Source organism: Paraflavisolibacter caeni (assembly GCF_025628885.1).
GTDB classification, from domain to species: domain Bacteria; phylum Bacteroidota; class Bacteroidia; order Chitinophagales; family Chitinophagaceae; genus Flavisolibacter; species Flavisolibacter caeni.
In genome coordinates, this window is the sequence record NZ_JAOTIF010000005.1 from 218169 (window position 1) to 241479 (window position 23311).

Consider the following 23311-nt stretch of genomic DNA (forward strand, 5'->3'; position numbering starts at 1 on the left):
AACGTTCCAGTCATTTAAAATCATCAATTTTTTCGAAAAAATTTGTTTGTTAAATTAAAACAACTATTTTCATGCTAGTAAAACGTTTTACTTGAACGTTTTACTAGCCATAAACAACAAAACACATTAAACGATTGGCCTTATGTTCAAACCATTTTCTCCAATTGACTGGTTAGTATGCCTATGTGATACTCCACCTAGATAATTTCTTATTAAATATCGGCTGAAACAACAGATAGCTTTCACTGCAGTACATTCTGATGGAAAGCTATTAAAATTAGTGGCGTTATTGTGATACGCGGAGGGAATTGTGTGTCCTTAAATGAATATCCTACTATCGACAAAGGGTTTTCCTACTTAAAACGAATTAGATAAGTATTTTTTTATTCAACCAACGATTGTATATGAAAATTAAATCCTGCCTATTTCTATTGCTGTTGTTTTCGTTTACAGCTGCTTTTGCTCAAAACCGATCAATAACTGGTCGTGTTACTTCTTCAAAAGGCAACACCATGCCGGGAGTCACAGTTACTCAAAAAGGATCCCAAAACTCAGTTGTAACGGATGAAGAAGGTAAGTATAGTATAATAGTTCCATCAACCGAAAATCTCCTACTCGTATTTTCTTCTGTAGGCAGTAAAACCCAGGAAATTGCCCTGGGCACAAAGAAAGTTATCGATGTTGTATTGACAGAAGGGGTCTCTACGCTGGGGGAGGTTGTTGTAGTTGGTTATGGTAGCCAAAGCCGGAAAAACCTATCGAGTTCAATTTCAACTGTACGCCCCGATGATTTTAACCGAGGGGCCATTACCGACGTAAGGCAGTTAATGCAGGGAAAAGTTGCAGGGCTCAATATTACTGCCAGTGGTAACCCCAATGCACCTGCTGCCGTTGTATTAAGAGGAGCATCCACTTTAAACAGCTCTCAGTCGCCTTTATACGTAATCGATGGAATTCCAGGTGCAGATATTTCTGCGATTGCCCCAGACGACATTACCTCAATTGATGTTTTAAAGGACGCAGCGGCTACAGCCATTTATGGGAACCGCGCAGCCAATGGGGTTATCATGGTCACTACTAAAAAAGGAAGAAGAGGACAATTTTCAATTGGCTACTCGGGATATGTAGGGCATGAAAAGGTAGCGAACAGGCTTGAAATGATGGATGCTGACGAATTAAGATCCCTATTAACCAAGAACGGCCAGGCTTTTGCCCCGGCAGATGATAAAGGAGCAAATACAGATTGGCAGAAAGAAGTTGAGAGGTCTTTTGCGATTTCACATAATCATAATTTGTCCATTAGCGGCGGCACAGAACATGGTAATTACAGCGCAAGCATCAACTATGCGGAAAAAGAGGGCATCATGAGATTCAGTGATCTGAAGCGTTTGATTGCCCGCTTATCAATAGAACAATCAGCACTGAAAGATAAAATAAGGTTTGGAATGATGGTTACCAATTCCAACAGTAATGCCAACAATGTTCCATTGTTAAATACAGTGTTGACTCAAATGATCCGGTACCTGCCTGTATCACCAGTAAGAAATGCTGATGGGACTTATTTTGAAAACTTTGCAACGGTAAATTCATATAACCCTGTTGCTATGATTGAACAAGCACAGGATAATACTAAATCCAATAGCCTGATCGGAAGCTTTACCACACATGTAAAACTTCCTTTTGATCTCACCTATGATCTCAATGCTTCTTATCAAAATTACACCAACCTTCATGGAGAATACTATAATAGTTATTATTCCAAATACAGTGCCATCAGGAACTTTGGCACCAATGGTCTTGCCTTAAGAAACGCATACCAAAACACTAATAAAATATTGGAATCCTATTTGACCTGGAATAAAAAGTATGGCATTCATTCAATCAATGCTGTACTCGGATATTCCTGGCAAGGAAATGTAATTGGGGAAGGTTTCCAAACAACAAGCACCAATTTCCCGACTGATAATATTGGTTACAATAATCTTTCCTTAAGCAATCCATATGCAATCGCACCTTTCCGGGTTGACTTTGGTGCGGATGGGATTTACCAGGAAACACGACTTATATCTGACTTTCTCCGATTGAATTACAACCTTAGTGATAAATACCTTTTACAGCTTTCCGTAAGAAGGGATGGCAGCTCTGTGTTTGGGGCCAATAATCAATGGGGATATTTCCCATCAGCTGGTTTAGCCTGGAGAATCATCCAGGAAGGTTTCATGAACCATCAAAAGTTTTTCACAGATCTTAAATTAAGAGCAAGCTATGGCGTTACGGGGAATTCTACTGGATTCAATGCCTATACAGCGCAAATCATGTCCGGCAGCTTAGGAACATTCTATAATAACGGTACTCAAATGGCTGCCTATGGACCTATTCAAGCTGATAACCCGAATCTTGAATGGGAAAAAACAGCAACAGCCAATATAGGGTTGGATTTCACAATATTGAATGGAAAAATTAGCGGTACACTGGAGGCATATAATAAGAACACTACAGGAATGATCTACGGTTACACTGTCAATCCGGTATTGATCCCAACCGGCAGGATCACAGCAAACGGCGGCAGCATGAACAATAGAGGAATAGAACTAAGTCTGAATGCCAGTCCAGTAAGAACCAGCAAGTTTAATTGGAATACAAGCCTGAACCTGGCCCATAATAGAAATGAAATTACCGGCCTTACCAATCAATTATTTGCAGGAGGAGATTCTGTACGTATTACAGGACCGAACGGACAAGGACAAACAGGAAGTACCATACAGATCCTGAAATCAGGAAAGCCTGTTGGACAATTCTTCACACTGGAATATGCCGGTAAGACAGCTGATGGTATTTCTCAATATTATGATCCGAGCAGAAAGCTCACGACAACGCCAAGGATAGGTGTAGATTATGGATACCTGGGAAGCCCTCAGCCTAAATTATTACTTGGATGGACCAACACATTCCAATATGGAAATTTTGATTTGAATGTTTTTCTCAGGGGATGTCTTGGAAACAAGATATTTAACGCGACCCGCGCTGACCTGTTCAGGCCAAGTACCGCACAATACAGCAATATCCTGAAAGATGCTGCCAATGAACCTATCAACGATGTAAACGTTTACAAATATTCTACCCGCTTTATTGAAGATGGAAGTTATGTACGATTAGACAATGCAACCCTGGCTTATAGTTTTAAAAAGCTTGGCGATAATATTAGAATGCTCAAGGTTTATACAACAGTTAACAACTTCTTTGTGATCACAAAGTATAAAGGAATTGACCCTGAAATCAGCCAGGGAGGTCTCGCGCCAGGCTATGATAACAATAATTTTTATCCCAGAACAAGAACAATTCTCCTAGGCCTGAATGTATCATTCTAATTAATAAAAATGAACCTGATCAATATGAAAAGAATATTAACATATATCCTGTTCTCAGTGTCTGTTATCGGTTTGTTGGAATCATGTCATAAAATAGATGTGCCGATAACATCAGAACTGACCCCAAATGTCTTTCCCCAAACTGACGCTCAGTTTTTACAGGCAGCAGGCCCGGCCTACGCTGCATTAAGAGGAAACTATGGATTGGATTATTGGTTCATGCAGACTTTAAGCTCTGATGAAGCAATCATGCCTGCACGTGGCGGCAACTGGTATGATAACCAAAATTACCGCATGCTGCATTACCATGACTGGACAAAGGATCATGGATTCACTGGCGCAACCTGGACCTGGTTATCAAGACTTATTGGCACCACGAACCAGGCGCTTTCCATACTGGGTCAAACAATGCCAACCGGAGCAACTAAAACTGCCAGTCTTAGCGAATTAAAAGTTGTTCGTGCCCTCGGTTATTTTATGATGATGGATCTGTATGGCAACGTACCCCTTGATACGGTTTACGGAGACTTCACACAACATAAAAACCTGCCAAGAGCTGAAGTCTTCAACTTTATTGAGAAAGATGTAAAAGCAGCATTGCCCTACCTAACCCCGACTACAGGTCAGCCTATGTATGGAAGGGCCAATAAGTACACAGCCTTTGCCTTACTGGCGAAAATGTATGTGAATGCAGCTTATTATACCGGTGCAGATCGTTTTAATGATTGCATTATTGCCTGTGACAGTATCATCAATTCCGGAAAGTATGCATTGGAGCCAAGAAGTAGTTACCTGAAGATGTTCTATCCGAACAATGGACCGCAAATGAAGGAATTCATTTTTGCCATTCCCTTTGATCCTTCAGCAACTGCGATGCCTAATACAAATGGTTTTATGTATCGTGCCCGCTATGATGTACCAAGATCAATGAGATCAAAATACAGTCTTCCTTATACTACTGAAGGCCCCGAAAGCACATTGCCTGAATTTTATGCCCATTTCAATGACCCAAATGACATCAGGAATAACCAATGGCTTACCGGCTTACAATACTATCATAACGGCAATCCTGTTATGATCACCACAACAAAAAAAGGATATGACCAAACATATACGGGTTCTGACGGAGCAGCAACCTATACGTTCCAACTCAACCTTACACCTAATATTACGCTTAGGCAAAGTGTAGCAACATTTGATGTTGGCAATGATGAGATTGGATGGAACATGGGATATCGTAATATCAAGTTCTACCCTGACAGTACATCCATTTCCAGGAACCAAAACAATGACATGCCTCTCTTCCGCTATTCAGATATCCTATTAATGAAAGCTGAGGCCATTCTTCGTGGAGGTACTCCGACACAGAACCAAACAGCACTTTCTTTAGTGAATGATTTGAGGGCACAACGCACGACTTCTGCGCCATTAACAGCTGTCACTCTTGAAAATCTTTATTCTGAAAGATCCCGTGAATTTGCAATGGAAACCTGGCACCGCAATGATATGATCCGGTTTGGAAAGTTTGAAGGTAGCTGGGGCTTTAAAACAGACGCTAGTGTAAATCGCCGCATTTTCCCTATTCCGACTTCAGCTCTTACCGTCAATCCTAACCTGGTTCAAAATCCAGGTTATTAATGGTTTAACTAAATGATATACGTTAACAAATTTGTATCACATCCATACCAAAAATAAAATCTTGTCCCAATCAATTTTATAATTATGAACAAAATTAACCGTAGCGAATTTTTGAAAACTTCCCTGAAAGCTGGCAGCCTAATGATGTTCAATCAATTGGGTGGTCCTCTTTTGTCTTATGCAACAGATACGAACTATAAACCCGGTCAAAAAGATATTGAACTTCTTAACCGATTGTTGGCCGCCAATGATATTAAAGTTGCAACTATATTGAAATCTGACAAACAAAGTTCGGGACGCGGACTAGGACAAGATTTTGCGTTCCTTGCATCTGCTTATACCTCCCAGGGTTCAAAATATTACCACAGTTCATCAATCATTCCTGCACTTGAAAAGTTAGCGTCTGTTTTACAGGAACACCAATCTGCAGACGGCACGCTTAATTTCGGGAACCTCGAATCACCGCCAGACACAGCATTCCTATTAGAATCGCTCGTTCCAGGTGCTTATATTCTGACAAAGGATGATTCCCCGGCTTTAAATAATGTCAAAGGTGAAATCAAGAAGTTTCTACTAAAATGCGGTGAGGGATTGGTAACTGGTGGCGTGCATACGCCTAATCACAGGTGGGTAGTCTGTGGGGCATTAGCCAGGCTTAATGCCATCTATCCCAACCAGCGATATTTAAATCGAATAGATGACTGGATGGGTGAAGGCATCTTTATGGATAAAGATGGTCATTACCCGGAAAGAAGCCAGAACTATGGAAATGTAGAAAACAACTCACTCATTACATTAGGGCGATTGCTCAACAAGCCGGCATTGTTTGCTTTTCCCAGAAAGAACCTGGAAATGGTCTATTATTATATGGAGCCCAATGGTGATCTTGTTATCAATGATTCGCGCAGACAGGATCAATGGTCCTCGAAAAGCATTATGGCTTTTTACCTGCACTACAGATATTTAGCCATCAGGGAAAAAAATGGCATGTTTGCGGCTATTACCAGATTCATTGAACAAATGGAAGGTTTTGAAAAGGAAGTAATGGATAATCTTATTTATGACTTTTTAGAGAATCCATTGTTGCAGGAACAGCTTCCTGTCCCTTCAAAACTTCCCATCGAATATGAAAAACTGTTTACTACTTCCAGTTTATTAAGGATTCGTCATAACGATACGGCCACAACACTATTTGGTGGTGCTGATTGGCCAATTACTATCGCGTCTGGACGTTCCAATAGTCCTAATTTCTTTTCATATCGTAAAGGCAAGGCTATATTAAAATACATGAGGTTGTCGTCCAGCTTTTTTAGCATGGGTTATTTCTATAGTGATGGCATGAAAAAGGAAGGGAATAAATATGTACTATATAAAAAATTAGAAGTTCCTTATTACCAGCCATTACCCAAAGATAAAAGGAAGCCAGACGGAGACTACAAATTGTCACCAAGTATAGATGACCGTTTCTGGAATAAAATGGATTTCTCTAACAGGCCTGTCAGCAATGTTAAGACGCTGGAGACGAAGGTTACCCTTACGGATAATAATGGGAAAAATGAATTGAATTTCCAGGTATCAGGACCATCGGGGGTTTATGTAACAATAGAGCTTTGCTTTAACGAAGGAGGAAAACTCACAGGTGTAGTTGAAGGGGAAAATGATAACACCTTTTTACAAAGCGGGGAAGGCACCTACGAATTTGAAGGAGATAAGATCACCTTCGGCCCAGGAACAGGAAATATTAAAATGATCAGGGGCCTGGAAGGTGAAAGATATAGCACACACTTCGGAAGCCTGAGAACTAAAGGCATGCATGTTTACCTGACAGGGGTTACACCATTTAATCACACGCTAAAATTCAGTTAAGCGGCAAAATAATTTTTTAGTAATCAAACTTCATTATTACACAAATCCTATGTTTTTATCATGATCAGAAACGTTTTATTTATTTGGTTGAGCATCACGATCGTTGTCTCTTTCTCATGCAAAAACGGAAGCAACAGTGGCAACCACCAAATAATTCTAACTAATACATCAGATGTCAAGCTAACCGATAAGCCAGTCATCATTAAAAGGCAGGATTTGCCCTACAGCAAGGATAGTCAATTATTTCCCTTAATTACCAGCAGTAATGGTGATACTATCCAGGCGCAGCTAGATGATACTGATCATGATAAAAAATGGGATGAATTATTCTTTGTCATTGATCTTTCTCCAAAAGAAGAGAAAACACTGAGTTTGGCATGGACCAGTTCTCCGATCAAGTATGAAAATAGAAGCCATGTCCGCTTTGGTGTCCGCCAAACAAAGGAGAGTCATGTAGCTCCTGCAATGAGTGATACTTTTTATGCAGATCAATTACCTGGTGTTATTGGCTATCAACACTACCAAACGGACGGCCCTACCTGGGAAAATGATAAGGTTGGATTCAGACAATATCTTGATGGCCGTAATTCAATTGACGTCTTTGGAAAAACAGTTTCCTATATGACGCCTGATAGTGTTGGAATTGGCAAAGATGGCTATACAGAGAATAATTATAGTGTGATGAAAGACTGGGGGACCGATATACTTGCTGTTGCCAACTCGGTTGGCATTGGTGGCATATCACTTATGATCAAGGATAGTTTAGCAAGACTTGGTGTAACAGAACAGGATTCTATTAACAATGTTGATTCTACCATCTTCAGGATTCAATCAAATGGTCCTGTGCGCTCTATCATGAATTTTTCTTACAAAGGATGGAAACCATTGGACAGGAATTTATCAGTTGAACAAACTACCAGCATATGGCCCGGAATGTATGCATTTAAAAATACAGTGAGCATCGATCATCTTCAAGGGGATGAGCAATTGTTGATAGGCCTGGCCAACTCAAATACTGCTAAGAAACCAACAGAACTCATATTGAATGATCAATGGGTTGCACTGCTTACCCACGATAAACAATCCATAAATAAAACATGGTATTTGGGAATGGCATTGATCCTTCCCAAAGATGTCTACCAGGGATATATAGAGGCGCCAAAGCAAGGCAGGGTTTCCAATACTTTCCTTGGCAGGTTAAAAATCAGGAATCATCAACCAATCAGTTATTATGCAGTGGCTTGCTGGGAACTAACTGATCCACAATTCAGCAAGGCTGATTATTTCACTAATTATGTCCGTAACATGGTTGACCAAATGACAGCAGAAGTTAAAGTAAAGATCCAATAATATACCATTCAGTAATGAAATCAATTACCACAACATACATTAAACTCACTGCGATATTAATGTATTCAACCATACCTTTTGTTGGAAAGGCGCAGACAGAAATAAACCTGAAAGATGGGAACACGCCCCTGCATATGCTGCAGCCCGATTATCCAACCCGTTATGGCAAAACAACGGTCCAGGACATTAAGCAAGTATTGGATAGAGTGTATGGATATCTTAATGCAACTACCCCGGCTAAACTGATTAACAAAGAATCAGGAAATAAAGTCTCTAACTATGGATCGCCCGGGAAAAACTCTGTATTTGAAAAGGGTGATTTCAGGTTGATCAGTTATGAATGGGGTGTTACTTATGCCGGTATGCTACAGGCAGGCCAGGTCACCGGAGATCAAAAGTTTATAGATTATACAAGTGAGCGTTTCCAACTAATCAGCGATATCATCCCTTATTATAAGGAAGTTTTAGCAAAAGATTCTGCTGAAATAACGCCAGTGAATTCAGTAGTAAAGCCCCATGCCCTGGATGATGCAGGAGCTATGTGCGCAGCTATGATCAAAGGGCTTAATGCAGGCTTAAAACTTGATCTCCAACCTCTCATTAAAAATTATATTGATTACATAAGTTATAAGGAGTACCGTTTAAAAGATGGCACATTGGCAAGAAACAGGCCACTACCCAATACACTTTGGCTTGATGATCTCTTTATGAGTGTGCCTTCCCTTGCACAAATGGGAAAGTTCACAGGGCAGAGCCGCTACTTTGACGATGGGGTGAAGCAAGTATTACAATTTGCAGGGAGGATGTTTAATAAGCAACAAGGCATCTTTATGCATGGATGGGTGCAGGATATGAAGCCACATCCTGAATTCCATTGGGGCCGTGCCAATGGATGGGCACTTATGTCCATTATTGAATTACTTGACGTATTGCCAGCAAACCATCCAGGCAGACAACAAATTCTTGACCTGTTGCAGGCACATGCAAAAGGACTTGCCTCCTACCAGTCATCAACCGGTTTCTGGCACCAGTTGCTGGATAAAGATGATTCTTACCTGGAAACCTCTTGCACCGCAATATATACTTATTGTTTTGCAAAGGCTATTAACCGTGGCTGGTTAGATAAAACAGCCTATGGTCCGATAACCCTGCTTGCATGGAATGCTGTAGCATCAAAAGTGAATGCTTCAGGACAAGTAGAAGGAACCTGTGTGGGTACAGGCATGGCCTTCGACCCAGCCTTCTATTACTACCGTCCTATTAGCAAGTATGCAGCACACGGCTATGGGCCAGTACTCTTAGCTGGCGCAGAAATGATCAATTTACTGAAGTCTCATCATTATGAAATGAATGACAGCGCAGTTCAGTTTACTAAATAGCTGTGATTAAAAACATGCAGTATCGATGAAGAAACCTGTTATCTAAAAAGTATGCTAGTATCGCCACATATATTATTTAACCATTGTTATGGCAAATACACCATTGCTGCGGTCAATGTATTTAACATGGAGCAGATACATGGGTTATTTGCTGCAGCGGAGTACTCCTCCACTCCTATTATTGTTCAAGTAACGCCGGTGGCAAGAAATTATGCTCACCCAACAATGATCATGGCAATGATCAAGGCTGCGGCTAAAATATATCCAAAAGTGGTTTTTTCCATTCACCTGGACCATGGTAATGAAACACATGCACTAGATGCAATTGACCAGGGATACACTTCAGTAATGATCGATGCATCTCATGATGATTTTGAAAGTAACATACAAAGAACCAAAACAGTTGTGGAAGCAGCACATCCGCGGAATGTATTTGTAGAAGCAGAATTAGGTGTCCTAAGCGGTGTGGAAGATGATCTTTCTGTTGCTGAAAATCATGCAAAGTATACAGACCCCTGCCAGGCAAAAGAGTTTGTGGACAGATCGGGGTGCGACAGTTTAGCGGTAGCTATTGGAACCAGTCATGGCGCTTATAAGTTCAGTGGTGGCAAGGGGTTGCAATTTGCTGTATTGGAAAAGATCCAGCAGGCTCTGCCAGAATTTCCATTGGTATTGCATGGCAGCTCAGGTGTGAAAAGAAATGACATAGATGAAATCAACCGACTGGGTGGAGCGCTGCTGAAAAATGCCAGTGGGGTAACGGATGAAGAAATAAAAAAGGCCATTCCTTATGGGATTTGCAAAGTGAATATTGCCACCGATCTGCGATTGCTATGGACAAAGGTACACAGGCTATTTTTTGCAGAACATCCAGACCAGTTTGACCCTGTAGTGCCTGGTAAAATGTATATGGAAGCTTATAAAACATTTATGATAGAACGCTTTGAAGTATTTGGCTCTAAAGGCAAGGCTTCTGCGCTCAAATTAAATTAATGCACATGACTCATCCTAAAGAATATAAACTGGCAAGACGGTCATCCCCTGATAGCAGGGTATATCAAAAAGTTACGGCTGCTGATGCCAACTGGACACACCTGAACTTTGAAGCACGCCTGATGCAAGAAGGCGAAACATGGAGTGGTGATACCGGAGCAAACGAATATGTTTTTGTTCTATTGAGTGGCAATTATTCTGTAACGACCAACAGAGGTTCCTGGAAAACTATTAATGGAAGGAAAGGCGTATTCTCCGGCATCGCCCATACTTTATACCTGCCCAGGCATACATCTTTTAGCCTGGTTGCCGAAAGTGAATGGCTGGACATAGCTGCAGGCTGGTGTCCATCTGCACATGATTTTCCTGCGAGATTCAAAAAGCCGGAAGAAGTTGCCATAGAAATCCGGGGAGGCGATAACGCCACAAGACAAATCAACAGCCTGGCAGAACCAGGATTTGGTTGCAGCAATATAGTAGCAGTTGAAGTATATACGCCATCAGGAAACTGGAGTTCGTTTCCTGCGCATAAACATGATGAAAGAAAACTAGCACCGGATGGAACACTAATCGAAGCCGCTCTTGAAGAATTCTATTTTTATAAAATTGATCAGGAACAAGGCTATGCCATTCAACAGGTGTACACTGAAGATGGAAGCCTGAATGAATTGATGCAATTGAGGAATAATGATATCGTGATGGTTCCCAGAGGTTACCATCCTGTAGTGGCTGGCCATGGTTACAATTGCTACTACTTAAATTTTCTTGCCGGCAGTGACCAATCACTTGCAAATACACCAGATCCCGTACATGAATGGATTTTCAATTCATGGAAAGGAAAAGATCCAAGAATACCTATGGTAACTGCTGAAATGAATAAACAATAAACATGAAAGATAAAATATTTGACCTGATCACCTTCGGTCGTTCATCCATTGATTTGTATTCTCAAAACATTGGGGCTGATTTCGTAGACATCAAAGGATTTGATGCCTTTGTTGGAGGTTCTCCCCTGAATATAGCAGTAGGTGCAAGCCGCCTGGGCGCTAAAGCATCCATTATAACAGGAGTTGGCAATGACAAGATCGGCGACTTCATTATCAACTTCTTAAAAAAACAGAATGTCGGTACGGATGCAATTCCACGTATCAATGGTGCACGTACCAGTGCTGTCATTTTAGGCATAGAACCCCCGGATAAGTTTCCGCTGGTGTATTACAGGGACAATTGCGCTGATAACCAGGTAACCATTGATCATGTCATTGATGCCAATATCAGTCAATACAAAATTCTTGAAATTTCAGCAACAGCATTAAGTGTTGAGCCAAGCAGAAGTGCAGTATTTTATGCAACAGAGATAGCGCAAGATCATGGTGTAGACGTTGTTCTGGATATTGATTTCAGAGCAGATCAATGGAAAGATGTCAGATCATTTGGATTAATGGTAAGAGCTCTATTGCCAAAAGTGAAGATAGCCATCGGAACTGAGGAAGAAATATTAGCGGCAACCCTTCAAAATGCGGAACAAATCAGTATCAAACATCAACAAATTTCAGCACCAGAGATCAAAGGAAATTTAGACGCTTCTATACAAAAGATCATCAGCTCCGGACCTGAAATCCTGATTGTGAAAAGAGGGTCCAAAGGAGTCAGCATTTATTACAAAGATGGGCAACAGCAGGATGTGCCCGGCTTTCCTGTTGAAGTACTGAATGTTCTTGGTGCCGGCGATGCTTTTGCCAGTGGCTTTATCTACGGTTATTTACAGGGCTGGAGTTTATATAAAGCCTGCAGGCTTGGAAACGCCTGTGGCGCATGGGTTGTACAAAAGCCAGGATGTGCCAATGATATGCCCTATTATAAAGAAATCATGCAGTTTGCTGATTCCAGGGGTGGCTTAATGCCTAACGAGAAAGAAACATTTATGGTCCATTAACACATAATACAATGGCAACAAAAACTAAAAGGTTAACAGTAGCGCAAGCAACAATTGAATATCTACAGAATCAATTTGTAGAAAGAGATGGTATCGAGTATCCCTTTTTCGGAGGATGCTTTGGAATATTCGGACATGGCAATGTTGGAGGTATTGGCCAGGCTTTACTGCAATATCCTTCCTTTCAATATTACCAGTGCAGAAATGAGCAGGCCATGGTTCACACCGCCATTGCATATGCCAAGGTTAAAAACAGGTTAGGCGCTTTTGCATGTACAACTTCCATTGGCCCGGGAGCAACTAATATGGTTACGGGCGCAGCAACGGCAACCATCAACAGGATACCCGTTTTACTTTTGCCAGGAGATATTTTTGCAAAGCGTTCAGTTGATCCGGTACTGCAGCAGTTAGAATACCAGTATTCAAACGATATTTCTGTTAATGACTGCTTTAAACCGGTAAGCAAATACTGGGACAGGATCAACAGGCCAGAACAGTTGATTGCGGCCTTGCCAAAGGCCATGCGCATTCTCACCTCCCCTTCTGAAACGGGAGCTGTTACCTTAGCACTTCCACAGGATGTCCAGGCAGAATCCTATGATTTCCCCATCACGATGTTTCAGAAGAAAGTCTGGCAAATTCAAAGAGTTCGTCCTGACAAGTCTGCACTTCAAAAGGCTGCGGATTTGATCAGTTCTTCAAAACGACCAGTAATCATTGCAGGAGGAGGTGTCATTTACAGCGATGCCTGCAATGAATTGAAAAAGCTGGTAAACCGCACAGGAATACCAGTTGTTGAAACCTATGCCGGAAAAGGTTCTTTACGATTTGATGAATTACAAAATCTTGGTGCAGCCGGTGTTACTGGCACGCCGGGCGCTATTTCGACCTGTCAGCATGCTGATGTGGTGATTGGCATAGGCACACGTTATAGTGACTTTACTTCCATATCACAATCTGCTTTTCAAAATCCAGATGTCAGGTTTATTAATATCAACGTTTCGGAGTTTGATTCATTCAAACAGGGAGCTTTGCCTATAATCGGAGATGCAAAAGAAACCATACAGGAACTAGATCAATTATTATCTTCTTTTACCGTGCACAACCAGTATGGTTCTGATATCAGCAGGCATAACCAGGAATGGAATGAAACTGTAGATAAAATTTATAGTTTACAACATGGCGTTCCTGTTAGCCAGGGCGAAGTGGTAGGAGCAGTCAATAATTTCTCCTCTTCAAAAGATATTGTACTGTGTGCAGCAGGCAGTTTACCAGGGGATCTGCATAAACTATGGAGAACTCAGGATAGCAAAGGTTTTCATATGGAATATGGATACTCTTGCATGGGTTATGAAATAGCCGGTGGATTAGGGGCTAAAATGGCAGATCCATCCCGTGAAGTATACGTAATGGTGGGAGATGGCAGTTATTTAATGATGGCGCAAGAGATTGCCACATCCATACAAGAAGGTTATAAAATAACGATCATTCTCATTAACAATAACGGGTTTGCAAGTATCGGCGGATTATCCAGATCATTGGGATCAAATGGTTTTGGAACGCATTATAAATTCAGAAACAATACCACAGGGCATTTGGATGGTAATTACCTACCTGTTGATCTTGCAGCCAATGCTGAAAGTTTAGGAGCCATTGTTTTAAGGACTCAATCCATAGATGAATTTAAACATGCACTTGCGGAAGCTAAGCAAACAAACATCACAACAGTAATTTATATTGAAACAGACAGGGATCAACGGGTTGATGGATATAGCTGGTGGGAGGTACCAGTGGCAGAAGTATCTACCATAAAAACTGTCCAGGAAAGCTTTGAAAGATTAATCAATAATAAAAAACGGCAACGCTATCATTTATAAAACTTAAATCAAAATTGAATAATGCTGGCACTAAAAAATTACATTAACGGGAAATGGGTAGAAAGTGTTTGTTCAGAGACAACAGATGTACTTAACCCAGCTACGGCGGAAGTATTAGCAAAAGTCCCTTTTGGTCCTTCTACAGCCCGGGATATAGACGATGCGGCTCTTGCAGCACATGAAGCCTATTTGCAATGGAAAGATGTTCCTGTATTGAAGCGTATTCAACCATTGTTCAAGCTCAAGCAATTATTGGAAGAAAATCGTGAAGAACTAGCCAGAATTATTACCATGGAATGTGGCAAAACGCTGGCAGAGTCGAATGGGGAACTACAAAGATCCATTGAAAACGTAGAAGTGGCCACAGGAGCTCCTATGCAGTTACAAAGCGAATTCCTGGAAAATATCGCAAATGGTATCGATGAATATATGATCAGGCAGGCTGTAGGCGTGACTGCCTGTATTGCGCCTTTTAATTTTCCAGCCATGATCTCTTTCTGGTTTTTGCCCTATGCGATTGCATGTGGCAACAGCATGATCATAAAGCCTTCAGAAAAAGTGCCTTTGACCATGATGAAAATATTCGAGTTGATTGATCAGTTGGATCTCCCCCCCGGGCTTATCAATTTAGTACATGGAGGCAAGCATTCAGTAGATGCCATATTGGATCATCCGAAAATCAACACGATCAGTTTCGTTGGAAGCACGCAGGTAGCCAGGTATATCTATTCACGCGGGACTGCAAATGGAAAGAGGGTGCAGGCACAAGGAGGCGCGAAGAACCCGGTTGTAGTATTGCCAGATGCCGATATTGAAATGACATCGCAGATTATTACGGATAGCGTTTATGGTTGTGCGGGGCAACGTTGCCTGGCAGCTTCTGTGGTTATCACTGTAGATAATAATTCTAAAATCAAAGAGTCCTTATATGAATCAGCCAAAGCAAGAGCAGTAGGTTATGGGTTACATAAAGGAGTCGATATGGGGCCAGTCATTAGTAAAGAAAGCAAACACCGGATTGAAACCCTGATTGAGAAAGGCGTGCATGAAGGAGGATCTGTTTTATTGGACGGAAGGAAACCCAATATCAAAGATTACGAACAAGGCAACTTTATTACCCCCACGATCCTTGAAGATATCCCTGTACATGGTGAATTAATCAAAACAGAAATCTTTGGACCGGTTATGAGCCTGCTTCACATGAAAACGGTAGAAGATGCACTTGCTTTTATTAATGCCGGCACCTATGGTAATATGGCCTGCGTATTCACGAATAGTGGCTCAAGTGCCAGAAAGTTCAGAAATGAAGCAATGGCAGGAAATGTAGGCATCAACATAGGTATTGCAGCGCCCATGGCACAATTCCCTTTTAGTGGCTGGAAAGAAAGCTTTTTTGGAGACCTGCATGGCCAGGGGAAACATGCATTTGAATTTTTTACACAAACAAAAGTCGTAGTTGAACGCTGGCCAAAAGAATGGTCCAGGAAATTTTAAACTTACAACATATGAAAATAGCCAATGCACCTTGTTCCTGGGGCGTCCTTGAGTTTGAGCTGGATGGTCCTGCCCTGGGATATGAACAAGTACTCAATGAGATTGCCGAAACGGGATATAAAGGGACAGAGTTGGGCGACTGGGGCTTTATGCCAACAGAGCCCAAAGCTTTAAGAACTGAAATAGGGAAAAGAGGCCTTTGTTTATTAGGCGCCTTTGTACCAGTTTCATTATCGCAGGAAAAAGAACATGATCAAGGTATCATGGAAGCCTTAAAAGTGGCTGGTCTAATGTATGAGGCTGGTTATAAAGATGCATTTATTGTACTGGCCGATAATAATGGAACTGTCGCATACCGCACTAAAAATGCAGGCCGTATCAATGGCGAGGGCGGCCTTACCAAAGACGAAATGAACATCTTTGCTTCAGGAGTTGAAAAAATAGCAAAGGCAGTTAAGGAAAAGTATGGCATGAGGACAGTCTTTCATCATCATGCGGCAGGATATATAGAAACACCGGCTGAAATAGAAAGCCTGTTGCAGCTGACAGACCCAGACCTGGTAGGATTATGTTTCGATACGGGACATTTTCAATTTGGAGGAGGTGCAGACCCACTAGATTTCCTGAACAAGCATTGGCAACGAATCTGGCATGTACACTTTAAAGACCATTCTGACCAAGTAAAAGGTTTGTCAGCCAGGAACAATTGGGATTATTTTGAATCTGTAAAGCATGGAATTTTTTGCGAACTGGGAAAAGGAAATGTTGATTTTAAGGCTATCAAGAAATTTTTGGAGGAACAAAATTATGATGGCTGGATTGTGGTGGAACAGGATGTGTTACCAGGCATGGGTAATCCAAAGCAATGTGCAGAAAACAACAGGATGTACCTGCAAACAATAGGTTTATAACTTAATTATTCTTAAAAAAATTAGTATGAAGCAAATCAATTTAGCGCTTTTAGGAATGGGGCGTATTGGTAAAATTCATTTTAATAATATTCAACAACATTTTCCTCATGCAAAAATAGTTACTGTTGGGGACCCCCAGATCGACGAGACATCTTTTAAAAAACAATATGGTGATGTTTTCATTTCAAACGATCCAAATGAAGTAATAGAACGGGCAGATGTAGATGCGGTATTAATTTGTACACCCACAAGTTCTCATGCTGACCTGATTCAAAAAGCAATCCTTAATGGCAAGCATGTATTCTGTGAGAAACCTATGGATCTTTCCCTTGAGAAAACAGCAGCATTATCTGCAATGGCTGCAGATATGGGCATCAAATTAATGCTAGGTTTTAACCGGCGTTTTGATCCTGATTTCATGGAAGCACGCAAGGCAATTATGGAAGGGAAAATAGGAAATGTTCAAATTGTAAAGATCACGAGCAGGGACCCGGGCTTACCTCCTATCGATTATATCAAAAACTCTGGCGGATTGTTCCTGGATATGGCCATTCATGATTTCGATATGGCAAGGTATATCATGGGTAAAGAAGTGGTAGAAGTATATGCAAGAGGGTTGGTTTTGGTAGACCAGGCAGTTGGTGAAGCGGGAGATATTGATACAGCTTTAACTACGTTGATTTTTGAAGATGGCACTTATGCTGTCATTGATAACAGCCGAAAAGCTGTATATGGCTATGATCAGCGATTGGAAATATTTGGCAGTGGCGGGATGATACAGGTAGAGAATAGCCTTCACAACAGAAACATTATCTTCAACGAAAAAGGTATACACCAGGCACTGCCTCTTGACTTTTTTATGGACCGCTATACAAAGTCATATTTAAAAGAAATGGAATTGTTTATTGATGCATTGCTGAATGATACACCAATGCCTGTGGGCGGATATGATGGCTACCAGGCCACAAGGATCGCCATTGCAACCAGGAAGTCTATGGAAGAAGGCAGAAGTGTCAGGTTATCTGAAATCACTATCAAGCTCAAAACCAGCTTAAACAGCATGCAACTTAATGAACAGACATCTATTTGATATTTACAAAGAAGAAAATAAATTTTGAACGTTCAAGCTTATTGCTGAATTAAAACCATCGATAATGAATAGATTGCAAGCCGCTGATTATATAGTTTTCTTTATTTATTTTATTGTAGTCGCTGCTTATGGATATTATATCTACCATAAGAAAAAATCGGCGACCACAGATTCCAAAGACTTTTTCCTTGCTGAAGGTTCTCTTACATGGTGGGCTATCGGGGCATCTCTAATTGCTTCAAACATATCTGCCGAACATTTTATTGGAATGAGCGGATCTGGCTTTGCATTGGGCCTTGCGATTTCCACTTATGAATGGATGGCAGCAGCAACATTAATCATTGTAGCTGTATTTATTATTCCCCTTTATTTGAAGAACAGGATTTTTACAATGCCTCAATTCCTATCTAAGCGTTATAATGATAAGGTAAGTACTGTAATGGCCGTGTTCTGGTTGTTGGTTTATGTATTTATCAATCTTACTTCTATCATTTATCTAGGCTCCCTGGCCATATCTTCCATTTCAGGTATTTCATTTGAATGGTGTATCGTTGGATTAAGCCTGTTTTCCCTAATTGTTACATTAGGAGGCATGAAAGTGATAGGGTATACAGATGTAATCCAGGTATTGGTTTTATTAATTGGCGGGCTGATCACGACTTACCTTGCTCTTTCCTTATTATCAGAACAATTTGGATATGGTAAAGACATCATGAAGGGCCTTTCTATATTGAGAAAAGAAGCGCCGACACATTTTCATATGATATTTGACTCTACCAATCCACACTATAAAGAGCTGCCAGGGATGTCTGTTCTGATCGGAGGCATGCTGATCAACAACCTAGCCTATTGGGGATGTAACCAATATATTGTCCAACGCACTTTAGGAGCCGATCTGGTTACGGCTCGAAAGGGGATACTATTTGCAGCTTTTTTAAAGCTATTGATACCAGTCATTGCAGTATTGCCTGGCATCACCATGTATGTTTTGCATAAAAATGGCTTATTCCAACACGAAATGCTTGATGGATCAGGCATCATTAAACCAGACCATGCTTACCCAACGCTCATGAACCTGTTGCCAGCCGGGTTAAAAGGCATTGCCTTTGCTGCACTCACAGCCGCGATTGTAGCTTCATTGGCTGGTAAAGCGAATAGTATTTCAACAATTTTTTCTTTGGATATCTATCATAAGTATTTTGATAAAAATGCCTCGGAAAAGAAGTTGGTTATAGTGGGCAGAGGCGCTGTTATTGTAGCGTTGCTGGTAGCAGCCCTGGTAACTCCTGCTTTAAAATCTTTAGACCAGGCCTATCAATTTATACAAGAATATGTGGGATTTATTTCTCCAGGCGTGCTGGCAATATTCCTTCTAGGACTGTATTGGAAAAAGACTACAGCCAATGCAGCCATGGCCGGAGCCTTGCTTACCATTCCAATCTCAACAATATTGAAGTTTTTACCTGCGTGGACCAATGGTGTTTTCCCTGACTATCCTTTTCTAGACAGGATGACAATTACTTTTGTATTATTGGTAGTGATCATGGTTATCATGAGCCTATGGCACACAGAAAATAAACAGGAAAGAAGCATTATTCAAATTGATCAGACCTGGTTCAGAGTAAATCCGGGCTTTATATATGCCTCCATATTAATATGCGGCATACTTACTGCATTATACACCGTGTTTTGGTAGTTATTTTGTTATAAATAAATATAATGCGATATTATTTTGTTCTTAAGGCAGAAAAATTACCTGATGTAGCGTTCCTTGAAAACATACAATTGTTTAAATATATTAGTTTTGCTTGTATTTTTAAAAGCCAGGAAATAACGATTTATTCAATTTAGATATGAAAAAGGTTTCTATTAAAGACATTGCGAAAGAAGCGGGAGTATCTTTTTCAACTGTATCAATCGTTTTAAACGGACAGGGCAAGGAACGCAAGATCAGCGATAAGATGATCACAGAAATTTTTAAAGTGGCAGATCAATTGAACTACCGTCCGAATCAATTTGCTAAAAGCTTACGTACAGGCAAAACCTTTACATTAGGATTGATCGTAGATGATATATCGAACTATTTCTTCGGACACCTGGCGAAATTTGTAGAAGAGGAAGCAGATAAGTTTGGGTATACGGTTATGTTTTGCAACAGTGAAAATAATGAGGGCAAGGCAAGAAACGTTTTAGGTACACTACTGGATAAGCAAATGGATGGATATATTATCGCCCCCACATCTGGTATGGTCAACGAAATAGAAAACTTAGTTCGGGAAAAGAAACCAATTGTTTTAATAGACCGTTATTTCCAAAATGTACCGAGTAGTTATGTAACGATCGATAACTACAAAGGAGCTTATGATAGCGTTGACTATTTGATCAGGCAGGGGTATCAAAAAATTGCTCTTGTAACGAATGAGACAGATCAAATACAAATCCTTGATCGTGTTGAAGGGTATAAAGCTGCTTTAAGAAAACATAAGATATCTTTTTTACCAGAGTTGGTAAAAAAGATATCTTTCAAAAATACGGAGCAAAAAACGATCAAGGAACTGGAAACATTCATAAAAGCACAGCCAGCTATAGATGCTATTTTGTTTACATCCAATAACCTGGGAATTCCAGGACTTCAAAGTCTCAGGAATTTAAATATTAAAATCGCAACTGATATTGGCGTGATCTGTTTTGATGATCATGATCTTTTTCGTTTAGCATTTCCTGGGATCACAGTAGTATCACAACCTATCAAAACTATTAGTAAAAAGGTTGTCAAACTTCTTTTGGACCAGATCGACGGTAATGTTTCAAAGGATCATCAAATTGTTTTACCTCCCAACCTTATCATCCGGGATTCCACTCCTTTGCGTTCTTGAATTATTACCACTTCCTAGATTGAATTCAAATTAAAAAACTTAACAAACCAGATCATAAACAATTGTTTCCAAAAACGGAAGTTTTAAAGTAAAGGCTTTCTCATACAGGAACCTTCCGTTGTCACGAATCATCGAGGATGGATCACCTCAATGATTCGTTACCATTAGTTTAGTAGACGCCTGTTCGTTCCCCTGCCTTACAAAAATTACATAAACTCCGGCAGGTAAATCCTGAACAGAAAAATCAACCTGACCTGTACTTACATTTCTAACCGAAAATGTTTTATAAACGCCTCCCGTTGTATTTGCTATTTTGATCTCAACCGGCGCGTGGGAAAATCCCTGTAAAGTCAATTTAGCCAGTCCGGAAGCCGGATTAGGAGCAATAAAAGCTTTAAAGCCTGTAGTTAGGGCTGTTTCTGAATGATCCTGAGCCTGTATCGATGTAAGGTTTGCATTGGAAGTCACATCTGACCATACCAGGTGGTCGATGTTTGCTCCGCTTGAACCGATTGCTGTCAATCTTACTTTATTAACTCCATCCATTAAGTTTGCCGTTATATTCACTGTTGACCAATTGTTCCATGCGCCTGTAGGAGGAAATGCCAATGCAGAAGCAATGACCTTGCGATTTACTTCTAATTTTAATGCTCGATTACCAGTTGAACCATTAGCATAACGGAATTGCAATGAAACAGCGCCTGCACCAGGTTTATTTACAGTCCATTCAATATAGTCCCCGGAGTTATTGATATAATCACCAAAACCTGTTCCCGTATAACCTGGATGGTTAGACGCAACCACCACTTTATTCAGAAAGGCATTTTCAGCTTCCAGCGTGTTTGGCGAGAGTATGGTTAAATTGACACAGTATTGTGCGGCAGTATAACTGGCGCCGTTTTCTGTGCCTGTTGCCGTAATGGTGCCCCGGTACGTACCGGGAGCCAATCCCTCTGTATTGACTGCTGCTTCCATATCTACTGCATTTTGTATGGCTGTCCCTGTAGCATTTTTTGTCACCGCCAACCAGTTTGCATCAGACGATGTTGTATATTCTTTACTGCCATCAATGGTAAAAAGCAAGGCTTTTGTTTTTACCAAACTTCCTGTAGGCAGCTGCAGATTCTCACATTCCGGAAGAAAACCCAACTTATAAACAGGAGTTCGAGACAACGTTCTTGAATAAGTAACTTTACTGGGATTATTGTAGCGAGGCTGGCCACCATGAGAGATGACGAATGTGTTATCAATTACTTTTGCTGATAAAGTTTCAAACACTTTGGGAAGGGTTAAACTCGTGTCATCTTTCCAGGCCCCGACACCATTGTTTGCAGCGGGATTAAAAATAGTGACTTTGTTCGTACTTGCTCCATTTGTTGCCTGACCACCTACGACATATATTTTTCCATCAATTGCGAATGTACTGCCTTCAGTATGAGAACGAGGCGTAGGTAATGATGGCAACGCAGTCCAGGTATTCGTTACGGGATTGTAAACATGCGAATACTGCTTGTCCTGGCCGCCCCCGCAATCATGTCCAAATTGTCCTCCTATTGCATAAATTTTGCCTCCAAGTACAACCGTACTTAAATGATTTCTTTTGACGGGCATCGGCGCAGACTCATTTTTCCAAGGAGCAGGCTGCGATGGATTAGCCGACCAGTCGTCTACATTCAGGGTCAGATGATATTTCTGTTGATCCCCTGTTCCTAATGTAGCATCGTTACAGGCCGTAATGATGAATCCGCCAAAGATATGAAGCGTTCTGCCTAAAAATGCAGCCCCTCCTGCAGCCCAAAGTATTGGGTTGCCGGTAGCTGGATCGATTAATTGCGGGCCAGGAGACCAGGAATTAGCAGTGATGTTATAAATCCAAATTTCGCTGGTAAGAGGTCCGGGATGTTTTCCTACACGACCACCGATATGCCAGACATTGTCATCGATCAGTGCTGCTGCGGCGTGCGTGACTGCTTTACCAGGCGGCACAGAATCGAGCAAAGTCCAGGTATTTGATAACGGATCAAATACTTCAGCGCTGGGCTCCACAATACTTTGCGCAGAATCACGGAAGCCGAAAAAAGCATATACCTTACCGTTGTAAACAACCGAAGTAACTTCCGATCGTGGTTTCCATCCATTAGGCTGGCTTTGCCATTGGGCAAAGGAAGGTGCTGAAACCAGGATTAAAGAAATGAAAACATAAAGGTGGTTTGATGGCTTTTTAGGAGTAAAGGGGTTTTTCATACAAACGCACTTAATCTGTTAGATAAAATCCAGCTTACTGCATGGTACCACCATTTTTCTCCTCTTCTTTGATCAGGAAGAAGTACAATGATGGCATATAACGAGCAAGTATCTAAGTTATCTTATAATGGCACTAACCCTACAGAAGTCAATTAACAGGAGTTTCAATAACAAACTTTGCACCTATTTTAGCGTTTATGCCTTATGTTTTGAATGCCAGCATTTTATTAATTTTATTTAAATCATTTGCAGTGTTTATTGTTGTGCTTCCCCTGTATAAAAAAATTCT

15 protein-coding genes are annotated in these 23311 nt (G+C 40.9%); 14 read left to right on the forward strand and 1 reads right to left on the reverse strand.

Annotation, left to right across the window (positions count from 1 at the left end; all coding sequences use genetic code 11):
- Nucleotides 1-404 precede the first annotated feature (404 nt).
- The 14 genes from OCK74_RS09880 to OCK74_RS09945 all read left to right on the forward strand — a co-directional run bounded on the left by OCK74_RS09880 (nt 405) and on the right by OCK74_RS09945 (nt 20778).
- Nucleotides 405-3368: a SusC/RagA family TonB-linked outer membrane protein gene (locus tag OCK74_RS09880; protein ID WP_279296865.1), complete on the forward strand. Its 2964-nt coding sequence runs from the start codon at nt 405-407 to the stop codon at nt 3366-3368.
- Nucleotides 3369-3392: 24 nt separating this feature from the next.
- On the forward strand, nt 3393-5006 hold the full coding sequence (locus OCK74_RS09885) for a RagB/SusD family nutrient uptake outer membrane protein (RefSeq protein WP_279296866.1): 1614 nt from the start codon (nt 3393-3395) through the stop codon (nt 5004-5006).
- 84 nt (nt 5007-5090) lie between these two features.
- Nucleotides 5091-6872, forward strand: a complete 1782-nt coding sequence (locus OCK74_RS09890; protein WP_279296867.1) for a hypothetical protein — start codon at nt 5091-5093, stop codon at nt 6870-6872.
- A gap of 60 nt (nt 6873-6932) precedes the next feature.
- Complete coding sequence (locus OCK74_RS09895; protein ID WP_279296868.1) at nt 6933-8222, forward strand: DUF4861 domain-containing protein; 1290 nt, start codon at nt 6933-6935, stop codon at nt 8220-8222.
- Nucleotides 8223-8236: 14 nt separating this feature from the next.
- Nucleotides 8237-9601, forward strand: a complete 1365-nt coding sequence (locus OCK74_RS09900; protein ID WP_279296869.1) for a glycoside hydrolase family 88/105 protein — start codon at nt 8237-8239, stop codon at nt 9599-9601.
- Nucleotides 9602-9652: 51 nt separating this feature from the next.
- Nucleotides 9653-10594, forward strand: a complete 942-nt coding sequence (locus OCK74_RS09905) for a class II fructose-bisphosphate aldolase (RefSeq protein WP_279296870.1) — start codon at nt 9653-9655, stop codon at nt 10592-10594.
- 5 nt (nt 10595-10599) lie between these two features.
- Entirely contained in the window at nt 10600-11481 is an 882-nt protein-coding gene (iolB, locus tag OCK74_RS09910) for a 5-deoxy-glucuronate isomerase (protein WP_279296871.1), read from the forward strand.
- Between the two features lie 2 nt (nt 11482-11483).
- Nucleotides 11484-12530, forward strand: coding sequence for a 5-dehydro-2-deoxygluconokinase (gene iolC, locus OCK74_RS09915; RefSeq protein WP_279296872.1), 1047 nt, complete (start codon nt 11484-11486; stop codon nt 12528-12530).
- 11 nt (nt 12531-12541) lie between these two features.
- Complete coding sequence (iolD, locus tag OCK74_RS09920; protein WP_279296873.1) at nt 12542-14407, forward strand: 3D-(3,5/4)-trihydroxycyclohexane-1,2-dione acylhydrolase (decyclizing); 1866 nt, start codon at nt 12542-12544, stop codon at nt 14405-14407.
- A gap of 21 nt (nt 14408-14428) precedes the next feature.
- A complete protein-coding gene (locus OCK74_RS09925; RefSeq protein WP_279296874.1) occupies nt 14429-15901 on the forward strand; it encodes a CoA-acylating methylmalonate-semialdehyde dehydrogenase in 1473 nt (490 codons plus the stop codon).
- 11 nt (nt 15902-15912) lie between these two features.
- Nucleotides 15913-16812, forward strand: coding sequence for a TIM barrel protein (locus OCK74_RS09930; RefSeq protein WP_279296875.1), 900 nt, complete (start codon nt 15913-15915; stop codon nt 16810-16812).
- 25 nt (nt 16813-16837) lie between these two features.
- Complete coding sequence (gene iolG / locus OCK74_RS09935) at nt 16838-17902, forward strand: inositol 2-dehydrogenase (RefSeq protein WP_279296876.1); 1065 nt, start codon at nt 16838-16840, stop codon at nt 17900-17902.
- 64 nt (nt 17903-17966) lie between these two features.
- The gene (locus OCK74_RS09940; protein ID WP_279296877.1) at nt 17967-19598 is read left to right on the forward strand and encodes a sodium/sugar symporter; all 1632 of its coding nucleotides are present in this window, start codon (nt 17967-17969) and stop codon (nt 19596-19598) included.
- 157 nt (nt 19599-19755) lie between these two features.
- Nucleotides 19756-20778, forward strand: coding sequence for a LacI family DNA-binding transcriptional regulator (locus OCK74_RS09945; protein ID WP_279296878.1), 1023 nt, complete (start codon nt 19756-19758; stop codon nt 20776-20778).
- 147 nt (nt 20779-20925) lie between these two features.
- On the opposite strand, the gene OCK74_RS09950 is transcribed toward OCK74_RS09945, so the two are convergent.
- Nucleotides 20926-23022: a carbohydrate-binding protein gene (locus OCK74_RS09950; protein WP_279296879.1), complete on the reverse strand. Its 2097-nt coding sequence runs from the start codon at nt 23020-23022 to the stop codon at nt 20926-20928.
- Nucleotides 23023-23311: the final 289 nt, after the last annotated feature.

Bases quoted from the DNA above. Each gene is read 5' to 3' on its own strand.
- OCK74_RS09880 (WP_279296865.1), top strand. From the start codon at position 405: ATGAAAATTAAATCCTGCCTATTTCTATTGCTGTTGTTTTCGTTTACA.
- OCK74_RS09885 (WP_279296866.1), top strand. From the start codon at position 3,393: ATGAAAAGAATATTAACATATATCCTGTTCTCAGTGTCTGTTATCGGT.
- OCK74_RS09890 (WP_279296867.1), top strand. From the start codon at position 5,091: ATGAACAAAATTAACCGTAGCGAATTTTTGAAAACTTCCCTGAAAGCT.
- OCK74_RS09895 (WP_279296868.1), top strand. From the start codon at position 6,933: ATGATCAGAAACGTTTTATTTATTTGGTTGAGCATCACGATCGTTGTC.
- OCK74_RS09900 (WP_279296869.1), top strand. From the start codon at position 8,237: ATGAAATCAATTACCACAACATACATTAAACTCACTGCGATATTAATG.
- OCK74_RS09905 (WP_279296870.1), top strand. From the start codon at position 9,653: ATGCTAGTATCGCCACATATATTATTTAACCATTGTTATGGCAAATAC.
- iolB (WP_279296871.1), top strand. From the start codon at position 10,600: ATGACTCATCCTAAAGAATATAAACTGGCAAGACGGTCATCCCCTGAT.
- iolC (WP_279296872.1), top strand. From the start codon at position 11,484: ATGAAAGATAAAATATTTGACCTGATCACCTTCGGTCGTTCATCCATT.
- iolD (WP_279296873.1), top strand. From the start codon at position 12,542: ATGGCAACAAAAACTAAAAGGTTAACAGTAGCGCAAGCAACAATTGAA.
- OCK74_RS09925 (WP_279296874.1), top strand. From the start codon at position 14,429: ATGCTGGCACTAAAAAATTACATTAACGGGAAATGGGTAGAAAGTGTT.
- OCK74_RS09930 (WP_279296875.1), top strand. From the start codon at position 15,913: ATGAAAATAGCCAATGCACCTTGTTCCTGGGGCGTCCTTGAGTTTGAG.
- iolG (WP_279296876.1), top strand. From the start codon at position 16,838: ATGAAGCAAATCAATTTAGCGCTTTTAGGAATGGGGCGTATTGGTAAA.
- OCK74_RS09940 (WP_279296877.1), top strand. From the start codon at position 17,967: ATGAATAGATTGCAAGCCGCTGATTATATAGTTTTCTTTATTTATTTT.
- OCK74_RS09945 (WP_279296878.1), top strand. From the start codon at position 19,756: ATGAAAAAGGTTTCTATTAAAGACATTGCGAAAGAAGCGGGAGTATCT.
- OCK74_RS09950 (WP_279296879.1), bottom strand. From the start codon at position 23,022: ATGAAAAACCCCTTTACTCCTAAAAAGCCATCAAACCACCTTTATGTT.